Annotated in this window: 22 protein-coding genes and 1 tRNA gene; 9 read left to right on the top strand and 14 right to left on the bottom strand. The window is 69.1% G+C overall.

The features are described 5' to 3' along the window. Positions 1 to 6: 6 nt before the first annotated feature. From ACF66B_RS06060 to ACF66B_RS06025, 8 genes are all read right to left on the bottom strand, one after another. The gene (locus tag ACF66B_RS06060) at positions 7 to 2,037 is read right to left on the bottom strand and encodes an EAL domain-containing protein (RefSeq protein WP_111431813.1); all 2,031 of its coding nucleotides are present in this window, start codon (positions 2,035 to 2,037) and stop codon (positions 7 to 9) included. A 131-nt stretch (positions 2,038 to 2,168) separates the two neighbouring features. Continuing rightward, positions 2,169 to 3,110: an AEC family transporter gene (locus ACF66B_RS06055; RefSeq protein ID WP_392664357.1), complete on the bottom strand. Its 942-nt coding sequence runs from the start codon at positions 3,108 to 3,110 to the stop codon at positions 2,169 to 2,171. After that, positions 3,107 to 3,916 (bottom strand): MBL fold metallo-hydrolase, encoded by an 810-nt coding sequence (locus ACF66B_RS06050; RefSeq protein WP_111431812.1) that lies wholly within the window; start codon positions 3,914 to 3,916, stop codon positions 3,107 to 3,109. Before ACF66B_RS06050 ends, ACF66B_RS06055 begins: the two co-directional genes overlap by 4 nt. Beyond that, positions 3,916 to 4,743, bottom strand: a complete 828-nt coding sequence (locus ACF66B_RS06045) for a TatD family hydrolase (RefSeq protein ID WP_111431811.1) — start codon at positions 4,741 to 4,743, stop codon at positions 3,916 to 3,918. Before ACF66B_RS06045 ends, ACF66B_RS06050 begins: the two co-directional genes overlap by 1 nt. A 51-nt stretch (positions 4,744 to 4,794) precedes the next feature. Further along, positions 4,795 to 5,898 carry a DNA polymerase III subunit delta' gene (locus ACF66B_RS06040; protein ID WP_111431810.1) on the bottom strand — a complete coding sequence of 368 codons (1,104 nt, stop codon included), beginning with the start codon at positions 5,896 to 5,898 and terminating at the stop codon, positions 4,795 to 4,797. Then, complete coding sequence (gene tmk / locus ACF66B_RS06035; RefSeq protein ID WP_111431809.1) at positions 5,895 to 6,512, bottom strand: dTMP kinase; 618 nt, start codon at positions 6,510 to 6,512, stop codon at positions 5,895 to 5,897. The genes ACF66B_RS06040 and tmk overlap by 4 nt, the downstream gene beginning before the upstream one ends. A 5-nt stretch (positions 6,513 to 6,517) precedes the next feature. After that, positions 6,518 to 7,669: a D-alanyl-D-alanine carboxypeptidase family protein gene (locus ACF66B_RS06030; protein ID WP_111431808.1), complete on the bottom strand. Its 1,152-nt coding sequence runs from the start codon at positions 7,667 to 7,669 to the stop codon at positions 6,518 to 6,520. A 171-nt stretch (positions 7,670 to 7,840) separates the two neighbouring features. After that, entirely contained in the window at positions 7,841 to 8,266 is a 426-nt protein-coding gene (locus ACF66B_RS06025; protein ID WP_111431807.1) for a hypothetical protein, read from the bottom strand. 571 nt (positions 8,267 to 8,837) lie between these two features. Here ACF66B_RS06025 and argS point away from each other — a divergent pair. The 6 genes from argS to ACF66B_RS05995 all read left to right on the top strand — a co-directional run bounded on the left by argS (position 8,838) and on the right by ACF66B_RS05995 (position 14,725). Continuing rightward, positions 8,838 to 10,583: an arginine--tRNA ligase gene (gene argS / locus ACF66B_RS06020; protein ID WP_111431806.1), complete on the top strand. Its 1,746-nt coding sequence runs from the start codon at positions 8,838 to 8,840 to the stop codon at positions 10,581 to 10,583. A 131-nt stretch (positions 10,584 to 10,714) separates the two neighbouring features. Then, entirely contained in the window at positions 10,715 to 11,668 is a 954-nt protein-coding gene (locus tag ACF66B_RS06015) for an SPOR domain-containing protein (protein WP_111431805.1), read from the top strand. After that, the gene (gene nagZ / locus ACF66B_RS06010; protein WP_111431804.1) at positions 11,668 to 12,681 is read left to right on the top strand and encodes a beta-N-acetylhexosaminidase; all 1,014 of its coding nucleotides are present in this window, start codon (positions 11,668 to 11,670) and stop codon (positions 12,679 to 12,681) included. The genes ACF66B_RS06015 and nagZ overlap by 1 nt, the downstream gene beginning before the upstream one ends. Beyond that, complete coding sequence (locus ACF66B_RS06005; RefSeq protein ID WP_111431803.1) at positions 12,647 to 13,468, top strand: ScpA family protein; 822 nt, start codon at positions 12,647 to 12,649, stop codon at positions 13,466 to 13,468. The genes nagZ and ACF66B_RS06005 overlap by 35 nt, the downstream gene beginning before the upstream one ends. Positions 13,469 to 13,536: 68 nt before the next feature. Beyond that, positions 13,537 to 14,130 carry an SMC-Scp complex subunit ScpB gene (gene scpB, locus ACF66B_RS06000; RefSeq protein ID WP_111431877.1) on the top strand — a complete coding sequence of 198 codons (594 nt, stop codon included), beginning with the start codon at positions 13,537 to 13,539 and terminating at the stop codon, positions 14,128 to 14,130. Between the two features lie 22 nt (positions 14,131 to 14,152). Then, positions 14,153 to 14,725 (top strand): GrpB family protein, encoded by a 573-nt coding sequence (locus ACF66B_RS05995; protein WP_111431802.1) that lies wholly within the window; start codon positions 14,153 to 14,155, stop codon positions 14,723 to 14,725. A gap of 96 nt (positions 14,726 to 14,821) precedes the next feature. Here the strand turns inward: ACF66B_RS05995 and ACF66B_RS05990 are convergent, their stop codons facing one another. Further along, positions 14,822 to 15,337 (bottom strand): hypothetical protein, encoded by a 516-nt coding sequence (locus tag ACF66B_RS05990; RefSeq protein ID WP_162683435.1) that lies wholly within the window; start codon positions 15,335 to 15,337, stop codon positions 14,822 to 14,824. A gap of 115 nt (positions 15,338 to 15,452) precedes the next feature. Between ACF66B_RS05990 and ACF66B_RS05985 the strand changes: the two genes are divergently transcribed. From ACF66B_RS05985 to ACF66B_RS05975, 3 genes are all read left to right on the top strand, one after another. Further along, entirely contained in the window at positions 15,453 to 16,286 is an 834-nt protein-coding gene (locus ACF66B_RS05985; RefSeq protein WP_111432154.1) for an IS5 family transposase, read from the top strand. A 797-nt stretch (positions 16,287 to 17,083) separates the two neighbouring features. Continuing rightward, entirely contained in the window at positions 17,084 to 18,310 is a 1,227-nt protein-coding gene (locus ACF66B_RS05980; RefSeq protein WP_111431643.1) for an FAD-dependent monooxygenase, read from the top strand. 96 nt (positions 18,311 to 18,406) lie between these two features. Further along, positions 18,407 to 18,481, top strand: a tRNA-Phe gene (locus ACF66B_RS05975). 411 nt (positions 18,482 to 18,892) lie between these two features. Here ACF66B_RS05975 and ACF66B_RS05970 read toward each other — a convergent pair. The 5 genes from ACF66B_RS05970 to ACF66B_RS05950 all read right to left on the bottom strand — a co-directional run bounded on the left by ACF66B_RS05970 (position 18,893) and on the right by ACF66B_RS05950 (position 21,578). Next, the gene (locus ACF66B_RS05970; protein WP_111431644.1) at positions 18,893 to 19,639 is read right to left on the bottom strand and encodes a TonB family protein; all 747 of its coding nucleotides are present in this window, start codon (positions 19,637 to 19,639) and stop codon (positions 18,893 to 18,895) included. Next, positions 19,636 to 20,013, bottom strand: coding sequence for a biopolymer transporter ExbD (locus ACF66B_RS05965; RefSeq protein ID WP_111431645.1), 378 nt, complete (start codon positions 20,011 to 20,013; stop codon positions 19,636 to 19,638). The genes ACF66B_RS05970 and ACF66B_RS05965 overlap by 4 nt, the downstream gene beginning before the upstream one ends. After that, entirely contained in the window at positions 20,010 to 20,405 is a 396-nt protein-coding gene (locus ACF66B_RS05960; protein ID WP_111431646.1) for a biopolymer transporter ExbD, read from the bottom strand. Before ACF66B_RS05960 ends, ACF66B_RS05965 begins: the two co-directional genes overlap by 4 nt. A gap of 12 nt (positions 20,406 to 20,417) precedes the next feature. Next, entirely contained in the window at positions 20,418 to 21,095 is a 678-nt protein-coding gene (locus tag ACF66B_RS05955; protein WP_392664346.1) for a MotA/TolQ/ExbB proton channel family protein, read from the bottom strand. An 84-nt stretch (positions 21,096 to 21,179) separates the two neighbouring features. After that, positions 21,180 to 21,578, bottom strand: coding sequence for a DUF2237 domain-containing protein (locus ACF66B_RS05950; protein WP_111431648.1), 399 nt, complete (start codon positions 21,576 to 21,578; stop codon positions 21,180 to 21,182). Positions 21,579 to 21,585: the final 7 nt, after the last annotated feature.

The raw sequence follows: 21,585 nt of genomic DNA, 5'->3' as shown, positions 1-21,585 counted from the left end.
CCCGGTCTAGCTCGCCGCCTTCTTCAGGCCCTCCTCTTCGGGCGCGTCGTCGGAAAACGCGCCCGGGCGGCCGATCAGGAAGCCCTGCACCTCGTCGCAGGCTTCGGCGCGGAGCAGCGCGAGCTGCTCCGGTGTCTCGATCCCCTCTGCGAGGACAGGGATGCCGAGGCTCTTGCCGAGCGCCAGAACCGCGCGGACGATCGCCATCGAGCGGGGGTCCAGCGCCAGCTCCTCGACGAACGTGCGGTCGAGCTTGATCTTGTCGAACGGGAAGGTCTTGAGCGTGTCGAGTGAGGAATAGCCGGTGCCGAAATCGTCCAGTGCGATGCTGACGCCGAGCGCCTTGATCTCGCCAATCGCTGCCAGGGACCGAGCCTTGTCGCGGATGATCGCCGTCTCGGTGAGCTCGAGCTCGAGCCGCTCCGGCGGCAGGCCGGTGTCGGCCAGGATCGCGGCCACGACCTGCGGCAGGCGCGGATTGGCGAGCTGGACTGGCGAGAGATTGACCGCGACCTTGTAGGGGATGCGCCAGTGCTTCGCGTCGGTACAGGCGCGCCAGAGCACCCATTCCCCAAGCGGCAGGATGAGACCGTTCGATTCGGCAAGCGGGATGAACTCGGCGGGCGAGATCCGGCCGAGCCGCGGATGGTCCCAGCGCAGCAGCGCCTCGAAGCCCGTGGTCTCGCCGGTGACGATGGATTGCTGCACCTGATAGTGCAGGTCCAGCCCGCCGAATTCCACCGCCCGCCGCAGTTCCGTCATCAGCTCGGACCGGTTGCGCATCGTCTCGCCGAGCGCAGCGTCGTAGATGCGGATGTGTTTGATGGGATCGGTTTTTGCCGCATACATCGCCAGATCCGCGTTGGCGATGAGCGTTTCGCGGCTCTCGGCATGCTGCGGAAAGAGCGCCACGCCAATGCTGGCACCGACCGAGACACTGGTCGCCGCGAGCACGATCGGCGCCATGACGCGGTCGCGCAGGATCTCGAGGAAGCGGTGCAGCTCGGCCTCATGCTCGAAGGCGAGAACTGCGTAGAACTCGTCACCGCCGGTCCGGGCGACATAGCCCGCCGGCCGCAGATGCTCCGCCAGCCGCCTGCCGATGACGCAGAGCGCTGCATCGCCGGCGGGGTATCCCCAGATATCATTGATTTCCTTCAAGAAAGTCAGGTCTATCCCGATCACTGCAAACTGCCGGCTCCCGGCCTCGGCGATCACGAGGGTGTCGAGATGGTCGTGGAAATCGGCGCGGTTGGGCAGCCCTGTCAGCGGATCGCGCAGCGCCATGCGCCGCATCTCCTCCCGAGTGTGCGCCCGCGCGCGGACATCGATCAGCGCGGTGGAAACCCCGGTTGCGATCACGATCAGGGATGCCGTGAAGATCGTCACCGCCGTCGCCTGAAACGCCGCGTCGCTTGCTCCGTTCTCCATCCCCTCCATCGGGGAGATATGGAGGGCGGACATGCCGAGAAAATGCATCAGAAGTATGGCGAGGATCATCATGACCTCGGCGAGCCACCACGGTTTGCGGCGATGCCGATCCTGTGCCAGGCAAAGCGCCAGTGTGGAGAAGAGCACCGCCGCCAGCAGGGAGGTGGCGAAATCGCGGATGTGCCAGGAGATGGGCCCTTCCACGTGATAAGCCAACATGCCGATGTAGTGCATCGCCGCGAGCCAGAGGCCGAAGGCACCGCCGCCCAGGATTCTACCGGCACCGCCGCGGACCACCATTGTCAACCAGAAGCTCATGCCGCTGCCGACGATCGCCACCAGCAGCGAAACGGCGGTTAGGCCGGCATCAAACGTGACGGGGATGGGCGCCCGGTAGCCAAGCATTGCGACGAAATGCGAAGTCCAGATCGTCGCCCCCGAAATCAGGGCGGCAAGGAGCAGCCATCCGAGAGACTCGGTCTCCGAGGCACGTGCGGCCCGCCGGTATAGCCTGAGGGTGACAAAGGTACCCGTCACCGCCATGATTGAGGCAAGGAGCACGATGTCCAGCTCATGCCCGTGCCTCACGAAATCCACCAGCGTCATGATTGCCCCCGACTGATCCCGGAGCGACCAGTAAGGGTAAACTGTAAAGAAACCGATGAGGAAAAGGGCGGATGTCGCAGATGCGTCGGCGGCAGGGTCGAGGAGGGGCGTGAAGCCGCGTCCCGGCCGGCTCAGATCCCGCCCAGCACGTAGATCCAGGCCGATGCGGTGACGACCGAGACCGCCGTGCCGAGGAGCACCGCACCCGCAGCCTGGGCCTGACCGCGGGCGTATTGCATCGCGAAGACATAGCTGTTGACCCCCGGCGCCATCGCCGCGGTGACGACGAGCGAGCGCATGAAAGGCTCGGAGAGGTCGAAGACCATGGAGCCGAGCGCCCAGGAGATCGCGGGGTGCACGATGATCGAGAGCCCGGCGATCATCGCCGATTCCCCGACCGAGGACTTGAGCTGGTAGCGGGTGAGGATGCCGCCGAGGCCGAAGAGGGCGGCGGGCAGGGCGGAATTGGCCAGCATGTCCACCGCCGTCCAGATCGTCTCGTGCAACTGGATATGGCCGAGGTTCACGACAAAGCCGATGGCGAGGCCGATCATCAGCGCGTTGCGGAACATCGCCTGCATGACCGCGACGCCGGTCTGGGCAAACCCGCGGCCATCGGCACGGGCGAATTCCATCACCGTGATGCCGAGCAGGTAGCAGAAGGGCGCGTGGATCGAGATGATTGCGAAGTTCGGCGCAAGCGAGTCCGTCCCGTAGGCGCGCTCCATGATCGGCAGGCCGAGGAGGGCGGAGTTCGAGAAGAGCGCCCCGAAGCCGACGGCGACGGCCTCGCCCGGCCTGCGGTGGAAGATCGTGCGCGCCCCGAGGATGCCGAGCGCGAAGGCCACGACCGCACCGGTGTAGAACGAGATCAGCAGGCCCGGATCGAAGACCTCGCCGAGATCGACCGTCGCGATCGCCCGGAAGAGCAGGCAGGGCACGGCGAAGCGCAGCGCATAGGCCATGAGCCCGTCGACGCTCGCGATCGGAAACACCTTGAGCCGCGTCGCGAGGTACCCCGCGCCCGCGATCAGGAAGACCGGCAGGACGACGACGAGGATGTTGCCGATCAAAGCTCGATGTCCAGGGCGAGCCCGTCATGCGCGGGGATGACATTCTCCGGGATCTGGCCGCTCAGGATTTCGTGGTCGAGATCGAGGTGGAGATTGGTGAGAACGGCACGCCGGGGCGCGGCCCGCTCGATCCAGGCGAGGCTCTGCTCGAGATGGGCATGCGTCGGGTGCGGCGTGTAGCGCAGCGCATCGAGGATCCAGACATCGAGCCCGGCGAGCATCGCCCAGCTCTCGTGCGGGATCTCGGAGACATCGGGCAGATAGACCACATCACCGACCCGGAAGCCGAGCGCATCGATCCGCCCGTGCTTCACCTGCACCGGGTGAAGCTCCACCGCGCCGCCCGCTCCCTCGATACTGAAGGGGCCGGTGATCTCGTTGAGGTCGAGAATGGGCGGGTAGGCACTGCCCGGCGGCTGGATGAAGGCGTAGCCGAAGCGGTTGAGCAGCGAATCCGAGGTATCGGCATCGGCCCAGACCGGCAGGCGCGAGCCGCGGTTGTAGACGATCATCCGCAGGTCATCGATGCCGTGCACATGATCGGCATGGGCATGGGTGTAGACCGCCGCGTCGAGATGTCCGACGCCCGCATCGAGCAACTGGGCGCGCATGTCCGGCGAGGTGTCGATGAGCACGCGGGTGACGCCCGCCTCCGGCTCCGCGCCGGCGAAGCGCTCGATCAGCAGCGAGCAGCGGCGCCGCCGGTTCTTGGGGTTCGTCGGGTCGCAGGCGCCCCAGAGGCCGCCGAGCCGCGGCACGCCGCCCGAGGAGCCGCAGCCGAGGATGGTGAACCGGATCCGCGCCATCAGACCGCACTCCCTGCGTCAGCCATCGCCGCCGCGGCGGCCTTTGCCGCCTTGGGGAAGAGGCGGTCGAAATTCGCCGAGGTGAGGGCCGCGAACGCGGCGTAGTCCATCTCGAGATGCGCGGCCATCGCGCGGGCGGTGTCGGCGGTATAGGCGGGCTCGTTGCGGCGTCCGCGATGCGGAACGGGCGCGAGATAGGGGCTGTCGGTCTCGACCAGCAGCCGGTCGCGGGGGGCCGCGGCGAAGATGTCGCGGATCTCGCCCGCGTTGCGGAAGGTCGCGATGCCGGGGATCGAGAGGTAGAAGCCGAGCCCGAGCGCCGTTTCGGCGAGCGCCCGCCCGGCGGTGAAGCAGTGCATCACGCAGGTAAACGGCCCGGCGGCATGGGCCTCGGAGAGCGTCCGGCCGATGTCGGCATCGGCGTCGCGGGCGTGGATGATGAGGGGCAGGCCGGTCTGCCGCGCCGCCTCGATATGGATCTCCAGGCTCTCGGCCTGCCGCGCCGCCGTCTCGACCTGATAGTGGTAATCGAGCCCGGTCTCGCCGATCCCGACCATCTTCGGATGCCGCGCGAGGGCGACGAGCTCCTCGAGGGTCGCGAGCGGCTCCTCTGCCGCGCTGAGCGGATGGGTGCCCGCGGCATAGCAGACCCCGGGATGGGCCTCGGCGATCGCCCGCACCTTCGGCTCCTCGCGGAGCCTGGTGCAGATCGTCACCATCCGTGTCACCCCCGCGGCGGCGGCACGCGCCATCACATCGTCGATCTCGTCCGCGAAATCCGGGAAATCCAGGTGGCAATGGCTGTCGACAAGGGAAGGAAGGGACATGGCAATAGGTACGGGGAGTGCGTCAGGGAAACAGGGGAATGCGGAATGCCGTCACGCCGCCAGCCGGTTGGCTTCGGCCGCCGCCGCGTCGATCTGCAGCAAGGTATCAAGGATCACCTGGGCGGGGTCAAGGTTCACCGCGCGTGCGGTCTCGGCGCGGGCGCGAATCTCGCTCGCCCGCCCGGCCCAGATCCGCGCCTGATCCTGGCTCCGGCCGAGATGTGCGAGCAGCCCGGCCTCGGCCTCCGAGACAGGTTCGGGGGTCGCGCCCGCGCCCGCGCGGCCGAGCCGGGCGAGCACGAGCTCGAGAAGCCGCAGCGTGAGCCGGAAGCGCTCGGCGGCGTCCGGCCCGCTGCAGGCGTCCGCCAGCGCAAGCATCCGCCGCCGGTCGAGCGGGCAGCCACCGGCGAGCAGCGCCACCGCCTCGTTGTAGAGCGCGATGCCCCCGCCCGCGGCGAGATCGAGCGCCTCGCCCGCCGATCCACCCGAAAGGGCCGTGAGCACGCGCGCCTCGGTCTCGCTCACCGGATGGCCGGCGCCTGCGAGCGCCCGGCCGAGATCCTCCGCGCCAAGCGGGCGGCAGCGCAGCTCGCGGCAGCGCGAGCGGATCGTCGGCAGCACGCGGGAGGGCCGGTGGCAGACAAGCAGCAGCATCGCCTCGGCCGGGGGCTCCTCGAGGATCTTGAGCAGGGCATTGGCGGCGGCCACGTTCATCTCGTCCACCGCATCGATGATGGCGACGCGCCAGGCGCCGTCGGGGGCGCTCATCTGGAAGGCCGACTTGAGCCCGCGCGCCTCCTCGACGGTAATCTCGGCGCGAAGCCGCTTCGCCTTCTCGTCCCAGGGCCTGCGGCAGAGCACGAGGCCGGGGGCGGAGAGCCGGGCCGCCTGCCGGAAGACGCGCGTCGCCGGGTCCATCTCGAGGCTCGCGCCGGTTCCGCCTGCGAGCATGTAGCGCGCGATGCGCCAGGCGAGCGTTGCCTTGCCGATCCCCGCCGGGCCGGTGACGAGCCAGGCATGGTGCATCCGCCCGCCATGGGCCGCCTCGAGAAAGGCGGCTTCGGCCGGCGCCTGGCCGTGGAGCGAAACGGTCTCGCGCGGGTGCGGGGCGCCCGGGCGCCGGTCGGGTTCGGGGCGGGTCTCGGTCTCGCTCATGGCGTCTCCATCACCGCCGCGGCGATGCGGGCGGCGACCTCCTCGGCGCTGCCCTCGGCGCGAATCACCCGGCAGCGACCGGGAAACTCCGCGGCGAGCGCGAGGAAGCCCGCGCGCAGCTTCTGCTGGAAATCGAGGCCGAAGCGCTCGAAACGGTCCTCCGCGGTGCCGCGCGCCAGCCCGCGGGAGAGCGCCGCCTCGGGGTCGATGTCGAGAATGAGGGTGAGATCAGGCTCGATGCCGATCGAAAGCTCGTGAAGGCGATCCACCATGCCGCGGAGGCCGGCGCGCGCCACCCCCTGATAGACGCGGGTCGAATCGGCGAAGCGGTCGCAGAGCACGGTTTCCCCGCGGGCGCGGGCGGGCGCGATCGTGCGCTCGACGTGATCGCGGCGCGCGGCGGTGAAGAGCAGGATCTCGGTCTCGGGAGACCAGCGTCCGGGTTCGCCCTCGACGAGCAGCCGCCGGATCGCCTCGGCGCCCGTGGCGCCACCGGGCTCGCGCGTCTCGACGACAGCCTCGCCCGCCGCGCGCAGGGTCGCGGCCAGGCGGCGAAGCTGCGTCGTCTTGCCCGATCCGTCCACCCCCTCGAACGTGATGAAGCGCCCCCCCATGTGCCTCAGTCGTGTCCGGGCAGGAGGCCGACGACGCGGTCGCGGGCGATCATCGCCGCCGCGCCGATGCGCGTCATGAGCCCGCCGCGCGGCACGTCCCGGCCCGCGACGAGATCGAAGCGCATCTGGTCATGGCCGGGAATGTCGACGAAGAGCGCGCCGATCGGCTGGCCTGCGGCGATCGGCGCCTCGACCGGGCTGTCGTAGACCACGCGGGCGGTCATCTTGCTGCGCTCGGTGCGCGGCACGAAGATCTGGATCGTCTCGGGCGCGACGAGCGGCACGGTGGGCGCCTCGCCCAGCCAGACCTTCGCCTCGGCCGCCTGCGCGCCCTTGTCGAGGAATTTCACCGTGTCGAAGGCGTTGTAGGCCCAGTTCACCACCGCCTCGCTCTCGGCCGCCCGCTCGCGGGCATTGGCGAGGCCGGTGAGGACGAAGATGATCCGCTGGTCGTTCTGCACCGCCGAGCCCACGAGCCCGTAGCCCGCCTCCTCGGTATGGCCGGTCTTGAGCCCGTCGGCGCCGATCCCGAGCGTCAGGAGCGGGTTGCGGTTCTGCTGGGTGATGCCGTTCCAGGTGAACTCGGTCTCGTGGAAATAGGCGTAGAACTGCGGGAACTCGGTGATGATGCGGTTGGCGAGGCGCTCGAGATCCTCGGCGCTCATCTCGTGGCCGGGCTCGGGCCAGCCGGAGGCGTTCTTGAGCGTGGTGTGCTCGAGGCCGATTTCCTTGGCCCGGGCCGTCATCTGGCGGGCAAACTCGGCCTCGGTGCCCGCGAGGTTCTCGGCGACGACGACGCAGGCATCGTTGCCGGACTGCACGATGATGCCCTGGATCAGCGCCTCGACCGGCACCACGGTGCCCGCCTCGACGAACATGCGCGAGCCGCCCATCGCCTGGGCCTTGGCGCTCACCCGGAACTCGGTCTCGGGCGTCACGCGCCCGTCGCGGATCGCCTCGAAGAGCATGTAGAGCGTCATGAGCTTTGACATGGAAGCCGTCGGCCGCGGCACTTCGGCATTCTTCTCGAACAGGACCATGCCCGTCGCCTGATCCACCACGATCGCCGAAACCGCCTTGGTCTCGAAGGCGGCCGCGTCGAGCGGCACAAGCAGCGCCGAGAGCGCCAGACCGGCGAGGATGGGTCTAAAGGACATCGTCAATCTCCGCCATTTTCCGCCCCCCGATCGCCTCAAGCGTTAGTCCAAGCCCGCGCGGGTGTCAAAACGATCGTCCCCGCAGGTGTGCCGAAAGGGCCGCACTGTGGCCCTGCGCCTACGGCCGTGGTTCTGACACGCGCGCGTTGCCCACCCATGTGAGGACGCTCGCTATTTCGCGAGGATCTCCGCCTCGCGCCGGAGCGCGGTGATCCGCACCTCGACGGGCGCATCGAGGAGGCCCAGCCGGTCGGCGGCCTCGGGCGAGAGCCGGATCGCCGCGCCGCGCGCCCCCGGCGTGCCGGCATAGAGGGCGACGACGACGCTCGCCCCCGTTGCGGCATTCTCCACCAGCGCGCGCTCGGGATGCGGCAGACGCGACACCACGCCCCAGAGCCCGGCGGCCTCGGTCTCCTTGCCGCGGATCGCCGGGCCGCTCCGCGAGAGCACGTCGGGGCGCGGCTTGTCCTCGAAGGCGAGTGCCACATGGGCGCCCGCGTCCGGCTCGGGCGCGGAGGCGGAAAGCGCCGCGCAGCCGGACAGCGCTGCCAGAAGCGGCAGCGTCAGGATCGCCCGGGAGTGCCTGCCTTGCGCCATGTCTCTGCCGCGTCTCTATCTGCAGTCCGCCCCCGGCCGCAGCGCCGGGGCCTGCGCCGATTTAAGCATTGTCCGCCCGATGCGGAAGGGGGCTTGCGCGGCGGCAGATCCCTCGTGGCGCGAATTCGGGTTGAGATGTCGGCGCAGGAAGATCGCGCATGTCCTTGAAACTGCGGAATTCCCACGCGGAAGCTTGCTGTCACGGGCCGCGCGGCAGGGGTGTGCCCATCGTGAACGATTGCGGGCCGGTGCGTCTGCACGGTCTTTCAGGATCCCGCGCGCGCTTCCCGACATCATGGCCGGGGTGAACCGGACCACCATGATGCCGCTCGCCAGGGTGGTGATCGCCTCGCTGGTCCCGGCGCCGGGCCTCGGCGCGCTGGCGCCGCGCGGCGCCTCCGAACACGGCGCGCGAGAAGGGCTGAGCGCCGCGGCGCGCGACCGTCCTGTCCTCTGCCGCGCCCTTGCCGCCGGTTCCGGCCGGAGCGCCGGCAAAAGGGTGCGGATTGGGCATGGAGGGCCGCGGGAGGCTGTGTTAGGTCCGGGCCCGAACGGACGGAGATTGGGCGCGATGGATCTTTTCGCGGATGTAAAGGCTCTGGTCCTCGAGGGGATCGGACGGATGGTGGCCGAGGGCGCATTGCCCGAGGGCCTGGATTTGGGTGCCGTGACGGTCGAGCCGCCGCGCGATGCGGCGCATGGCGAAATGGCGACGAATGCCGCGATGGTGCTGGCGCGGCCCGCGCGGCAGAAGCCGCGCGACATTGCCGAACGGCTGGCCGAGATCCTCGTCGAGGCGCCGGACATCGCCACCACCGAGGTTGCGGGGCCCGGCTTTCTCAACATCCGCCTCGCTCCCGCCCGCTGGTTCGGGGTGATCCCCGCCGTGCTGGCCGCAGGCCGCGACTTCGGCCGCTCCTCCATGGGGGCGGGCACGCGGGTGAATGTCGAGTTCGTCTCCGCGAACCCGACCGGCCCGATGCATGTCGGCCATACCCGCGGCGCGGTCTTCGGCGATGCGCTTGCGGGCCTGCTCGCCTTCGCAGGCCATGACGTCACCCGGGAATACTACATCAACGACGGCGGCGCGCAGGTCGACGTGCTCGCCCGTTCGGCCTACGAGCGGTATCGCGAGGCGAACGGGCTCGAGCCCAAGATCGCCGAGGGCCTCTATCCCGGCGATTACCTGATCCCGGTGGGCGAGGCGCTCAAGGCGAAATACGGCACCAGCCTGATCGACCAGCCCGAAGAGGTCTGGCTCGCCGACGTGCGCAGCTTCGCCACCGGCATGATGATGGAGATGATCCGCGACGATCTCGCCTTCCTCGGCGTGAAGATGGATCATTTCTTCTCCGAAAAGGCGCTCTACGGCTCCGGCCGGATCGAGGAGGCGCTGGGCGCGCTCGAGGCCCGCGATCTCGTCTACACCGGCGTGCTCGAGCCGCCGAAGGGCAAGACGCCCGAGGACTGGGAGCCCAGGCCCCAGACGCTCTTCCGCTCCACCGCCTATGGCGATGATGTCGACCGGCCGCTCAAGAAGTCCGACGGCAGCTGGACCTATTTCGCGCCCGACATCGCCTATCACTACGACAAGGTGAGCCGCGGCTTCGACATGCTGATCGACGTGCTCGGCGCCGATCACGGTGGCTATGTGAAGCGGATGAAGGCGGCGGTGGCGGCACTGTCGGAAAACCGCGTGCCGCTCGACATCAAGCTCTGCCAGCTCGTGAAGCTCTGGAAGGGCGGCGAGCCCTTCAAGATGAGCAAGCGCGCCGGCACGTTCGTCACCCTGCGCGACGTGGTCGAGCAGGTCGGGCCGGACGTCACCCGCTTCGTGATGCTCACCCGCAAGAACGACGCGCCGCTCGATTTCGATTTCGACAAGGTGCTGGAGCAGTCGAAGGACAACCCGGTCTTCTACGTCCAGTATGCCCATGCCCGCGCCTTCTCGATCGCGGGCCGTGCGGCGGAGGCGGGCTTCACGCTCTCCGATGCCGAGCTGGCCGCCGTCGATCTCGCACCGCTGGGTGCGCCGGGCGAGAAACGGCTCATGCAGAAGCTCGCGGAATGGCCGCGCCAGGTCGAGGTGGCCGCCGCCAGCCACGAGCCGCATCGCATCGCCTTCTACCTCTACGATCTCGCCTCGGAGTTCCACGCGCTCCAGCATCAGGGCAAGCTCGACGGCAACCTGCGCTTCATCCGCGAGGACGCGCCGGAGGTCACGCGGGCCCGTCTTGCACTGGTGCGCGCGACGGCGGTTGTCATATCCGCGGGGCTTGGTATCTTGGGTGTTACCCCGATGGAGGAAATGCGTTAAGACATTCGTAGCCATTTTGGGGTTGGAGCAGAGGCACACACACGATATGGTGTGTCAAAACAGGCAAGAGCCCCATGCACGAAGCGTACAGCGATGACTACGCGTCCCTAGGGGATGCTGACTCGAATCGAATGATCCCTCAGACGGTGCGACGGGTCGCGAGCGCGGTGGTGTTCGTGGCGCTTGTCGGCGGCATGGGGATCTGGGCCTATCGGCTCGGCACCCGGGATGCGAGCGAGGTGCCGATCATCCGGGCGATGCAGGGTCCGACCGGCGTCGAGCCTGCCGATCCCGGCGGCTATCAGGCCGCACATCAGGGCAACGAGATCAACCGCGTGCTCGAGGGCGGCGCCGCGCCCGCGCCGCGCAAGCCCGTTGCGCTCGCCCAGGCCCCCGCCCTCGCCGACGAGGACGCGCCGCAGGACGAGCTCGCCCTCACGCCGCCGCCCGACATCCCGCCGGGCACCGAAGGCGTCGATGCGCCGCTCCCGAACGAGGCCACCGCCGAGGCGCTGATCGCGCCCGCTCCCGACATGGGGGGCGCGGCGCTCGTTCCGCCCAACCGCATCGCCGAGCTTGCCGCCGAGGCCGAGAAGCTCGCCGAGGCCGAGGCTGCGGACGCGACCGAAACCGCCGTCGCGACCTCCTCGCGGCCGCTCAACCGGCCGCACAACCTCCCGAAGCTCCGCGCCGCGCCGCAGAAGGCCGCCGCCGCCCCCAGCACGCCGAAGCCCGCCACCCGCACCGAGATGGTGCAGCAGGCCGCCGCGCGCACGCCGGCGCCCGCCGCCGCTCCGGCCGCCGCCGAGGCGCGGGAGGTCTCCCGGGTGTCCGCCGGTACCCGTCTCGTCCAGCTCGGTGCCTATGACAGCGAGGCGATCACCCGGCAGGCATGGCGCCAGCTCGTCGCCGCCAACAGCGACCTGCTGAGTTCCAAGAGCCTCTATGTCGAGCGCGCCACCAACAACGCGCGCGTGTTCTACCGGCTTCGCGTCGCGGGCTTCCAGAACACCGACCAGACCCGCCAGCTCTGCGAGGCGCTCCGCGCGCGCGGCATCGCCTGCATTCCGGTGACGTTGCAGTAGTGGGCGCGCGGGCGGTCATCTTCGGCTGCCGGGGCACACGCCTGACGGCCGCCGAGCGCGACTTCTTCCGGGAGGCCGACCCCTGGGGGTTCATCCTCTTCGCGCGCAACATCGAGAGCCCGGCCCAGCTCCGGGCGCTCACATCCGAGCTTCGCGAGACCACCGGCCGCGACGCGCCCGTCCTCATCGACCAGGAGGGCGGCCGCGTCGCCCGGATGCGCGGCCCCCAGTGGCGCGAGTGGGTGCCCGCGCTCGAGGAATGCGAACGCCTCCCCGACCGCGCCCTGCGCGCCCGCGCCATGTATCTCCGCTACCGGCTGATCGCCGCTGAGCTGCGCGCCGCCGGCATCGACGTGAACTGTGCCCCCGTCCTCGACGTGGTGAGCCCCGGCACCCACCCGATCCTCCGCAACCGCTGCTACGGCGCCGACCCGGCCGAGGTCGCCGCCATCGGCCGCGCCGTCGCCGAAGGCCTGCTCGCCGGTGGCGTGCTCCCGATCATGAAGCACATGCCGGGCCAGGGCCGCGCCGATCTCGACAGCCACGCGGCTCTTCCGGTGGTGGAGGCCTGCCACACGGCGCTGGCCGCGACCGATTTCGCCCCGTTCCATGCGCTCGCGGACCTGCCGATGGCGATGACCGCCCATGTCGTCTATCCCGCGCTCGACCCGGACGCGCCCGCCACCCTCTCGGCGCGGGTGAACCGCGTGCTGCGCGAGGAGATCGGCTTCGGCGGCCTGCTGATGACCGACGATCTCTCGATGCACGCGCTGAGCGGCCCGTTCGAGACCCGCGTCACCGCCGCCATTGCCGCGGGCTGCGACATGATCCTCCACTGCAACGGCGATCCGGCCGAGATGGCCGCGGTTGCCGCCGCAGCCCCCCGCCTCGAAGCGGCGGCGCGCGCCCGCGCCGAGGCCGCGCTTGCCCTCCGTGCGGCCGCCAGCGACGCCGATGTCGCGGGCATCGCCGCCGAATATGCCGAACTGGGGCAGGGGAGGGTCCGTGCCTGACGATTTCTTCGACAGCGCCGAGACCGAGGCCCGCCTGGCGGCCGAGGCCCTCGTCGTCGATGTCGACGGCTTCGAAGGCCCGCTCGACCTGCTGCTGACGCTCGCCCGCAGCCAGAAGGTGGATCTCCGCCGCGTCTCGATCCTGCACCTCGCCGAGCAGTATCTCGGCTTCGTCGAGGAGGCAAAGCGCCTGCGGATCGAGCTCGCGGCCGATTACCTCGTCATGGCCGCCTGGCTCGCGTTCCTCAAATCGCGCCTGCTGCTGCCGCCCGACCCGGAGGAGGAGGGCCCGTCGGGAGAGGATCTCGCCGCCCATCTCGCCTTCCAGCTCGAGCGGCTCGAGGCGATGCGCGATGCCGCTGCCCGCCTCATGGCCCGCGACCAGCTCGGCCGCGACTTCTTCCCGCGCGGCGCGCCCGAATCCGTCACCCGCGCCGCCCGCGTCGAGCACCAGGCCGGGTTGATGGAGCTGCTGCGGGCCTATTCCCGCATCAAGACCCGCGCCGATTTCCAGCCGCTGCACCTGCAACGCGGCCCGGTCTACACCATGGAGCAGGCGCTCGAACGCATGCGCGGCCTGCTCGGCACCTCGATGGACTGGCTCCACCTCTCCGCCTGGCTTCCGGAGGAATGGCGCCGCGATCCGAAGAAGCGCCGCTCCGCCACCGCGGCAAGCTTTGCCGCCGCCCTCGAACTTGTGAAGGCCGGACGCCTCGATATCCGCCAGGACGGTACCTTCCAGCCGATCCTGCTGCGTCCAAGAGTGAAGAAGGAAGACGAGCAGTGAACGAAACCACCCATGATTTCTACTCCGCGGCCGCCTTCAGCGTGCCCGCACCCCTCGAGCAGCAGCGCATGGTCGAGGCCGTGCTCTTCGCCTCCTCCGGGCCGATGACGAGCCGCCAGATCGCCGAGCGCCTGCCGGAGGGCTGCGACGTCACCGAGGCCCTGCTCGCGCTCCGCGATGCCTATGCCGCCCGCGGCGTCCAGCTTGTGCGCGTCGGCGAGGGCTGGGCCTTCCGCACCGCGGCCGATCTCGGCTTCCTGATGAGCCGCGAGGTCACCGAGACCCGCAAGCTCAGCCGGGCCGCCATCGAGACGCTGGCGATCATCGCCTATCACCAGCCCGTCACCCGCGCCGAGATCGAGGAGATCCGCGGCGTCTCGGTCTCCTCGGGCACGGTGGACCTGCTGATCGACCTCGGCTGGGTGAAGTTCGGCCGCCGGCGCATGAGCCCGGGCCGCCCCGTTACCCTCGTGGTGACGCAGGAGTTCCTCGACCATTTCGGCCTCGCCTCGGAAAAGGACCTCCCCGGCATCGCCGAGCTCAAGGCCGCGGGCATGCTCGACAACCGCCCGGGCCTCTCGCCGGTCGCGGGCGAGCGGGCATCGGAGGACGACGAGGACGACGCCGGGCCCGAGCCCGACGCCCCCGACATGTTCTCCTGACGGCTGGGGAGCGGATCCCTCCATGGTCCGGCTGCCAGCCTTCGTGCGGCGGGCGCGCGCCGAGAAGATCGAGATCGCCGACTACGACCCGGCCTGGCCGCGCCGCTTCGAGGAAGAGGCCGCGCGGCTCCGCGCCAGCCTCGACGGTCTCATCGGCCGGATCGAACACATCGGCAGCACAGCCGTCCCCGGCCTCGCCGCCAAGCCCATTGTCGATCTCATGGTCGAGGTGCCCGACCTCGAAACCGTGCGCAGCCGCATCGCGCCGCGCCTCGCCCGCGACGGCTACGAATTCTTCTGGCGCCCCACCTCGCCCGGCGATCCCGACATCGCCTATGCCTGGTTCATCCGCCGCGATGCCACGGGCAAGCGCACGCATCACATCCACATGACCCCGCCCGGCTCGCCCTACTGGGACCGCGTGACCTTCCGCGATCACCTCCGCAGCCACCCGGAGGATGCCGCCGCCTACGCCGCCCTGAAACGCGAGGCCGCCCGGACCCACACGACGGACCGCGCCGCCTACGCCCGCGCCAAAGGCGCCTTCATCAGGGAAATCCTCGCCCGCACACGGAAGGAAGCGGCCGGGGCGTAGGCTTTGCCTGTGGGTTTCGCTGCCTGCTCCAAGTTTCACGTTGGAACAATGGTCTGTCTTAATTTTTGTTGGCAGAATCCTTGATTATTGCTAATTTTACTCACCGTATTTATCTATGTATTTAATTTTATGGTTCTCAATCTCGCTATTCCTACGATTTTTGTTCTCATGAATTCTTAAAATACTTGAAAAATTTGTGAGGTCGTTGGTGTATGGTTTTTGAAGAAGAAACTCATAAAAACGTGTACATTTTGTTCCAAATACATCTTCATAGAATATACATGTATCAATAAAAGCCACGTATGTGCCAGTGGCTGGGTTTTCGTCCTTAATATGAAGCATGTTTATTATTGGATGATGGTAATCGCTCCCCTCGGTTGTTTCTCCGCTCTGAATATCGGGAAACTCTATCCAAACCCACGCATCCAAGTCGGGGGACTGCACTTTCGGCAGCCAAACGTGCAAGGAAATGCGTACATTCTGTGCAACGCTGGCACCTGTATTCTTGATGGTTATCTTGCCCAATAGATTTATTTTAAACGCGACTTTTATCTCGAATGATTGAATGCTCAGGTATGCTCTGACCTGTTTTTGGCCGATTTCGCGTGTCACCTGCACCGTATCTTGAGTTGCCCGAAGGGTGCCCCTGAGAGCCCACCCGGAAAAGAGTTGAGCGTCTTCAGTTGGTTGTGGTTCCGTTCGGTTTGCACGCTGAATGGAGCCGACAATGCCCTGGACTGAAGCCGCTCGACGGGAGTATCGGCGGGAATGCCCGCGTTATGCAAGCGACCTGTTGGATCGGGAATGGGCGTTGATCGAACCTTTCCTGCCACCGCCGAGCCGCCTCGGTCGCCCGCGCACGACGGATCTGCGCGAAGTGATGAATGCGTTGCTCTACATCGCTTCCACGGGGTGTCAGTGGCGTATGCTGCCGAAGGAGTTTCCTCCGGTCTCGACGGTGCAGGGCTATTTCTACGACTGGCGTGACAGCGGCCTGCTGCAGACGATCCGTTTCGCGCTGACGATGGAGACCCGGGACCTGGAGGGGCGGGAAGCCAGTCCGAGCGCGGGCGTGATCGACTCCCAAACCGTGAAAACCACTGAAAGCGGGGGGATTTCCGGTTTCGATGCCGGCAAGAAGGTCAAGGGGCGCAAGCGCCATATTGTCGTGGACACCTTGGGCCTGCTCTTCGGAGTAGTCGTTCATTCCGCCGATATCCAGGATCGGGACGGGGCGCCGGCGGTGCTCAGGACGATCCGCCATGCCTGTCCCTGGCTCCGTCACATCTTCGCCGACGGGGGCTATGCCGGACCGAAGCTGCGCGGCGCGCTCAGACACATGGGCGAGTGGACGGTCGAGATCATCAAGCGCTCTGACACCGCAGACGGCTTCGAGGTCTTGCCACGCCGCTGGGTCGTTGAACGGACCTTCGCCTGGCTCGGTCGATGCCGCCGTCTCGCCAAAGATTGGGAGAAATCCGTCGCCTCCGCCGAGGCCTGGATCAACATCGCCCATATCCGTCTCACAACCAGGCGCCTCGCAAGGTATTGCTATGTTTGACTGAGTTTTGAATCAGGCTCTGAGAAGATAAAGAGCACGGATACTGACTAAGAGCGCTGCGAACCCGGTAACCGCGCCGATCCAGTTCGCCCACGTGTCCCCGAGGAAGGCGTAGTTCACGGATTCGCCCACTTCCACCGGATCAGTGGGCGTGCCGGATTCTTCAGCCGGACTTGCGGGTCCGTCTAGCTTTGGGGTGTCGTGAGACACCGGGGTATCGGGCAATGAACTCCCATCGGTCTCGAATTGGGGTGTGATCGAGGAAGTTCCATTTAGGTTCGTTGTTTCGTCTTGGTCGGGCAAGCCGGGGTGCTCCGCGGCGGCATGATCCGTCGCCAAGAAAAGGAAGATCACAAAGAGGCATGGCCAACCTCGAAAATGCATTCTTCAAATGGTCCTTGGCGCAATTCTTTTCTCTCTCACATATTACGCACGAAACTCGGGTTGCCGTCCATTTCAGTCGTGCCGAATTGAGTGAAGCATGTTGTGTCCCTGCTCAAGATCTCACGGGGGCGGGTGTCGTTGAGATCGGGATAGACATCCCGCACCCTGCCACAGGTTTCATACTGGCAGAAACCCTATCGGGCAGACTCCGGGCCCCGCCAACAGGCGGGGGAGAGTGCTGTCCGGCCAACGGGCCGGGCAATCGCCGCCGCGCATCCCGCGCGGCGCTCCCGCCCGGCCTCCAAAGACCCATCTCAGATATTTCAATAAGTTGCGCGGATTTTCACCGTGAAGGTTCTCCTGCCGGCGCTCGATGATGGACAAGCCCGCGGCAGCGGAGTAGGTCCGAAGACATGAGAGACGATTGCGACGTTCTGATTGTGGGCGGCGGGCTGAACGGCCCCGCCCTGGCCATCGCGCTGGCCTCGGCAGGCCTCTCGAGCATCGTGCTCGACGCCCAGCCCCGGGCCCCGCGCGAGGCTTCCGATTTCGACGGCCGCGCCTACGCGCTGTCGCTCTCCTCGCGCCGCATGCTGGAGGCCCTCGGGATCTGGGCCACGGTCCGTGACGAGGCCCAGCCGATCGAGGAGATCAAGATCAGCGACGGCCGCGCGGGCGAGGGCGCCTCGCCCCTCTTCCTGCATTTCGACAGTGCCGAGATCGACGAGGGCCCGATGGGCCACATCCTCGAGGATCGCTACCTCCGCCGGGCCCTGATGGCGGCGATGGAGGCAAGCCCGCTGATCGAGGTCCGCGACGCCACCCGCGTCACCGGCCAGACACCCGCCGGCACGGGCGTCTCGGTCACGCTCGAGGACGGATCGAGCCTCTCCGCCCGCGTGCTCGCCGGTTGCGACGGCCGCCAGAGCCAGGTCGCCACCCGCGCGGGCATCGGGCGCATGGGCTGGGATTACCGCCAGACCGCGCTCGTCTGTGCCATCGAACACGAACGCCCGCACCACGGCATCGCCCACCAGTTCTTCATGCCGCCGGGCCCGCTCGCCATCCTGCCGCTGCCCGGCAACCGCTCCTCGATCGTCTGGAGCGAGAACCGCGCGGCCGCCGAGGCGATCTCCGCCCTCGATGCGCCGGGCTATCTCGCCGCGCTCCGCCCCCGCTTCGGCGATTTCCTCGGCGAGATCGCGCTGGCCGGTGCGAGGTTTTCCTACCCGCTCGGCCTCTCGCTCGCCGAAAGCTTCACCGCGCCGCGCATCGTGCTGGTGGGCGATGCGGCGCACGGCATCCACCCGCTCGCCGGGCAGGGGCTCAATCTGGGCCTCCGCGATGTCGCCGCCCTCGCCGAGGTTCTGGCCGAGGCCTTCCGCCGCGGCCAGGATATCGGTGCCGCCGACACGCTCGAGACCTACCAGCGCTGGCGCCGTTTCGACACCGCGCTGCTCGTCGGCGCGACCGACGGCATCAACCGGCTTTTCTCCAACGACAACCCGCTCCTGCGCCTCGGCCGCGACCTCGGGCTCGGCCTCGTGAACCGGCTTCCGGCGCTGCGCCGCGGCCTCATTCGCGAGGCGGCGGGCATCGCGGGAGACCTCCCGCGCCTCCTGCGCGGCCAGCCGCTCTGAGTGCCGGATTTCTGCTTTTTTCCTCTGGACAGCACTGCGCATCTGTCTTACTCACGCCGCCAACGTGACGCACCGGACAGACGCCGGGCGCCACGGGCCCGGGTAGCTCAGGGGTAGAGCAGCGGATTGAAAATCCGCGTGTCGGTGGTTCAAATCCGCCCCCGGGCACCACAATATCAAGATCTTATCAGAGCATTGTGGTGCAGCGCGACTGGTTCGCCTGCGGATCGCCCGTGCAAGGCCTTCCCTTGAACACACGGCCGTTCCGATGCTGCGGGCGCCAGGCTGAATGCCGCACACTCTCCCCCCGACAGGTCGCAGGAGACAAGGAGGGCAGGGCATCCGCCCCCGGATTTCCACCCTGCCGGTCTGGCCATTTCGCGGCCTGCTCACGCCGGTTCGGCCGGAGCGGCTCTTCCCTGGCCTTCTTGGTCAGCGCCTCCGAACCGGCAAGGCGCACCGTCGCGGGAAGCGCGGATAGATGGTCCATACCGACCTCGCTCGGCGTCCGCCCGTCACCTCGCCCCAGGAACTGCGGCGCCTCCGCCCGCGAGGACCGTGCCAGCTTGGCGCTCCGGCCGGTCAGGGCGCGAAGCGGATCGGGAGGGCGAAGGTGAACTGGCTGCCGGCGAGCGCCGCGGGCGCGGGCGGAAAGCGTCCGGCGCGCTCGACCGAGGCAAGCGCCACCCGGTCGTAGGCGGCATTGCCCGAGGAGGTCTGCACCGCGTGCGCGAGCAGCGCGCCGGAGCGGGAGACCGTCAGGCGCACCCAGACCGTGGCGGGGGCGCTCACCCGGCGCGGCACCATGCGCCGCGCCGCAACCCGCGCCCGGATCTCGCCGAACCAGATCTCCGCGGCCCGCGCCTGTTCCGTGGCCGAAGCCGGGGCGCCGTTGCCGGCGCGGCCGCCGGAGCCCTGCGCCGGGGCGGCGGCGGGCGCAGAGGCGGCGCGCGGCGGGGCGGGCTTGCGCGCGGTTTCCGGCGAGGGGGGCTCGGGTCGCGCCTCCGCCTCCGGAGCCTCGGGGCGGTCGGGGCGGCTTGATGGCAGCGGCGGTGCGGCGGGGAGATCCGGCATGGGCTCCGCTGCTGCCGCCGCCGATGGAGCGGCAGGTTCGGCCGCCGGGCCCGTCTCGGGTGCGGGCGGCGTGTCCCAGGCCTCGACGAGCGCGGCGATCTGCGGTGGCGCCGCCGCGAGCGCCACGGGTGCTGCCGCGCCGCCGGTGCCGGCCGCCGGGCTGCCGGGCCGGTCCTGCGTGAGGGCGAGCGCCAGCGCAAGGTGCAGGCCGAGCGCAAGGGCGGCGAAGACCGCCGCTTCCGCAAGACGGTTCATGGCCGGATCACCGTGAGCTCGGCCGGGCCGGCGCCGCGGGCCGCGATCTCGCGCAGGATCCGCGCGAGATCGGCCGCCGCGAGCCCGCCATCGGCGCGGACCCGCACCGGTTCGTCACCCGTCTCGGAAAGCGCGTCGAGCGCCGCCGCGCCGGTCAGCCCGCCAAGGGCCATCCGCCCGTCCTCGGCGATGTGGAGCACGCGCTGGCCCTGCGGCTCGCCGCCCTCCGCGGCCCGGGGCGGGTGGGCCCCGAACGGATCGGGCGGCGCGATCCGCGCCGTCATCAGGAAGAAGATCAGCAGCAGGAAGACGACGTTGATCATCGGCACGATCGCCTCGCGGGGCGTGCGCCGGGGGGGCGGGGAGAAGTTCATTGCGGCGCAGCCTCCACGACGAGCAGCGTGCCGATCCCCGCGGCGCGCAGCGCCCCGGCCACATCCACCAGCCGCTGCACGTCCGCGCCATCGCGCGGCCGCAGCACCACCGGATCGCCGGGGTCCGCCATGAGCGGCGCGAGCCGCCCGGGCAGCGCCGCGAGATCGGTCTCGGCCCCGTTGAGCGCGAGCCCGCCGGGCCGGATGTCGACAAGCCGCGGCGGCCCGGACCAGCCCGCGCCCGCCGCCGTTCCGCCCGGCATCAGCGGCAGCACCGCCTCGGCCCCGAAACGCGCGGCCAGCATGAAGAAGACCATGAGCAGGAACACCACGTCGATCATCGGCGCGAGCGCGAGGCGCCGGTGGCGGCGGGCGGGCGCGGCGATCTTCATCCCGCCCGGCCCCTACTGCGCGGCGTAGGGCCGGTGGATCGGATGGGCCGGCGCGAGGAAGACCTGGGTGGCCGCGTCCTCCATGTCCTGCCGCAGCCGGTCGATCACGCTCTCGAACCAGACGAGCGCGGCCTGGGCGGGGATCGCCACCGTCATGCCCGCCGCGGTGGTCAGCAGCGCCTCCCAGATGCCCCCCGCCAGCACCGCCGGATCGGCGCTCGCCCCGCTTGCCTCGAGCGCACGGAAGGCGGCGATCATGCCGAGAACGGTGCCGAGAAGCCCCAGAAGCGGCGCGACCGTCGCGATGAGCTCGAGCGCGCGCAGGCCCTGCGCCGCGCCTGCGAGCTCGGCCTTGGCGACGCGCTCGGTCTCCTCGCGTGCCGCGGCGTCGCCGAAGCCCTTGCGGGCGCGGAGCGCCGCACAGACCACGCGCGAGCGCAGCCCGCGGCGCCCCGCCACCATCCGCTCGGCCTCGTCGAGCCGCCCGGCGCGGGCGGCATAGACCGCCCGCCGGGCCACGCCCTTCGACCAAGCGCCGACCAGCGCGAGCCGCCAGACCTTCCAGAGAACGAGGGCGAGGGTCACGACGGAAAGCGCCGCGATCGCCCACATCACCGGCCCGCCCGCCGCGATGAAGGCCGCGGCGCGCCCGAGACCGGCAGGGCCGAAACCCGTCAGGCTCTCCTCCATCAGGAACCTCCCCCGCATGACCGGACGGGGCGCCCGCCGGCCCCGCCATTCCGGGCCTTCCTCTGACCGCTCATCGGCCGCGCGTCAATGCCGCGTCGGCCGCCGCGCCGGCATGGCGTGCTGCTCGAGCACATCGAGTGGCACGATGCGCAGCGCCGAAAGATGCGTGCTCGCGAGGATCACCTTCGGCGCGGCCCCCGCCTCCCAGGCCTCCTTCCAGCGCTCGGCGCAGAGGCACCAGCGGTCGCCCTCGCGCAGGCCCTCGAAGCCGAACTCGGGCCGCGGCGTGCTGAGATCGTTGCCGCGGGCGCGCGAGAAGGCGAGGAACTCCGCCGTTATCCGCACGCAGATCACATGCCGCCCGCGATCCTCCGGCCCGGTGTTGCAGCATCCGTCGCGGTAGAAACCCGTCATCGGGTCGAAGGCGCAGGGCTTCAGCCGTTCGCCATAGACGTTGAGGCTTGCCTCCTGGTCGTCTCGCATCGGCCCA

Origin of the sequence: Amaricoccus sp. B4 (assembly GCF_043226085.1) — a bacterium.
GTDB lineage: Bacteria > Pseudomonadota > Alphaproteobacteria > Rhodobacterales > Rhodobacteraceae > Amaricoccus.
Note: the sequence above shows the minus strand (reverse complement) of the source record. Positions and strands in the feature narration are given on the sequence as shown.

Excerpts from the sequence above, each read along its gene's own strand:
- ACF66B_RS06060 (WP_111431813.1), bottom strand. The coding sequence starts at position 2,037 with ATGACGCTGGTGGATTTCGTGAGGCACGGGCATGAGCTGGACATCGTG.
- ACF66B_RS06050 (WP_111431812.1), bottom strand. The coding sequence starts at position 3,916 with ATGGCGCGGATCCGGTTCACCATCCTCGGCTGCGGCTCCTCGGGCGGC.
- ACF66B_RS06045 (WP_111431811.1), bottom strand. The coding sequence starts at position 4,743 with ATGTCCCTTCCTTCCCTTGTCGACAGCCATTGCCACCTGGATTTCCCG.
- ACF66B_RS06040 (WP_111431810.1), bottom strand. The coding sequence starts at position 5,898 with ATGAGCGAGACCGAGACCCGCCCCGAACCCGACCGGCGCCCGGGCGCC.
- tmk (WP_111431809.1), bottom strand. The coding sequence starts at position 6,512 with ATGGGGGGGCGCTTCATCACGTTCGAGGGGGTGGACGGATCGGGCAAG.
- ACF66B_RS06030 (WP_111431808.1), bottom strand. The coding sequence starts at position 7,669 with ATGTCCTTTAGACCCATCCTCGCCGGTCTGGCGCTCTCGGCGCTGCTT.
- ACF66B_RS06025 (WP_111431807.1), bottom strand. The coding sequence starts at position 8,266 with ATGGCGCAAGGCAGGCACTCCCGGGCGATCCTGACGCTGCCGCTTCTG.
- argS (WP_111431806.1), top strand. The coding sequence starts at position 8,838 with ATGGATCTTTTCGCGGATGTAAAGGCTCTGGTCCTCGAGGGGATCGGA.
- ACF66B_RS06015 (WP_111431805.1), top strand. The coding sequence starts at position 10,715 with ATGATCCCTCAGACGGTGCGACGGGTCGCGAGCGCGGTGGTGTTCGTG.
- ACF66B_RS06005 (WP_111431803.1), top strand. The coding sequence starts at position 12,647 with ATGCCGAACTGGGGCAGGGGAGGGTCCGTGCCTGACGATTTCTTCGAC.
- scpB (WP_111431877.1), top strand. The coding sequence starts at position 13,537 with ATGGTCGAGGCCGTGCTCTTCGCCTCCTCCGGGCCGATGACGAGCCGC.
- ACF66B_RS05995 (WP_111431802.1), top strand. The coding sequence starts at position 14,153 with ATGGTCCGGCTGCCAGCCTTCGTGCGGCGGGCGCGCGCCGAGAAGATC.
- ACF66B_RS05985 (WP_111432154.1), top strand. The coding sequence starts at position 15,453 with ATGCCCTGGACTGAAGCCGCTCGACGGGAGTATCGGCGGGAATGCCCG.
- ACF66B_RS05980 (WP_111431643.1), top strand. The coding sequence starts at position 17,084 with ATGAGAGACGATTGCGACGTTCTGATTGTGGGCGGCGGGCTGAACGGC.
- ACF66B_RS05970 (WP_111431644.1), bottom strand. The coding sequence starts at position 19,639 with ATGAACCGTCTTGCGGAAGCGGCGGTCTTCGCCGCCCTTGCGCTCGGC.
- ACF66B_RS05965 (WP_111431645.1), bottom strand. The coding sequence starts at position 20,013 with ATGAACTTCTCCCCGCCCCCCCGGCGCACGCCCCGCGAGGCGATCGTG.
- ACF66B_RS05960 (WP_111431646.1), bottom strand. The coding sequence starts at position 20,405 with ATGAAGATCGCCGCGCCCGCCCGCCGCCACCGGCGCCTCGCGCTCGCG.
- ACF66B_RS05955 (WP_392664346.1), bottom strand. The coding sequence starts at position 21,095 with ATGGAGGAGAGCCTGACGGGTTTCGGCCCTGCCGGTCTCGGGCGCGCC.
- ACF66B_RS05950 (WP_111431648.1), bottom strand. The coding sequence starts at position 21,578 with ATGCGAGACGACCAGGAGGCAAGCCTCAACGTCTATGGCGAACGGCTG.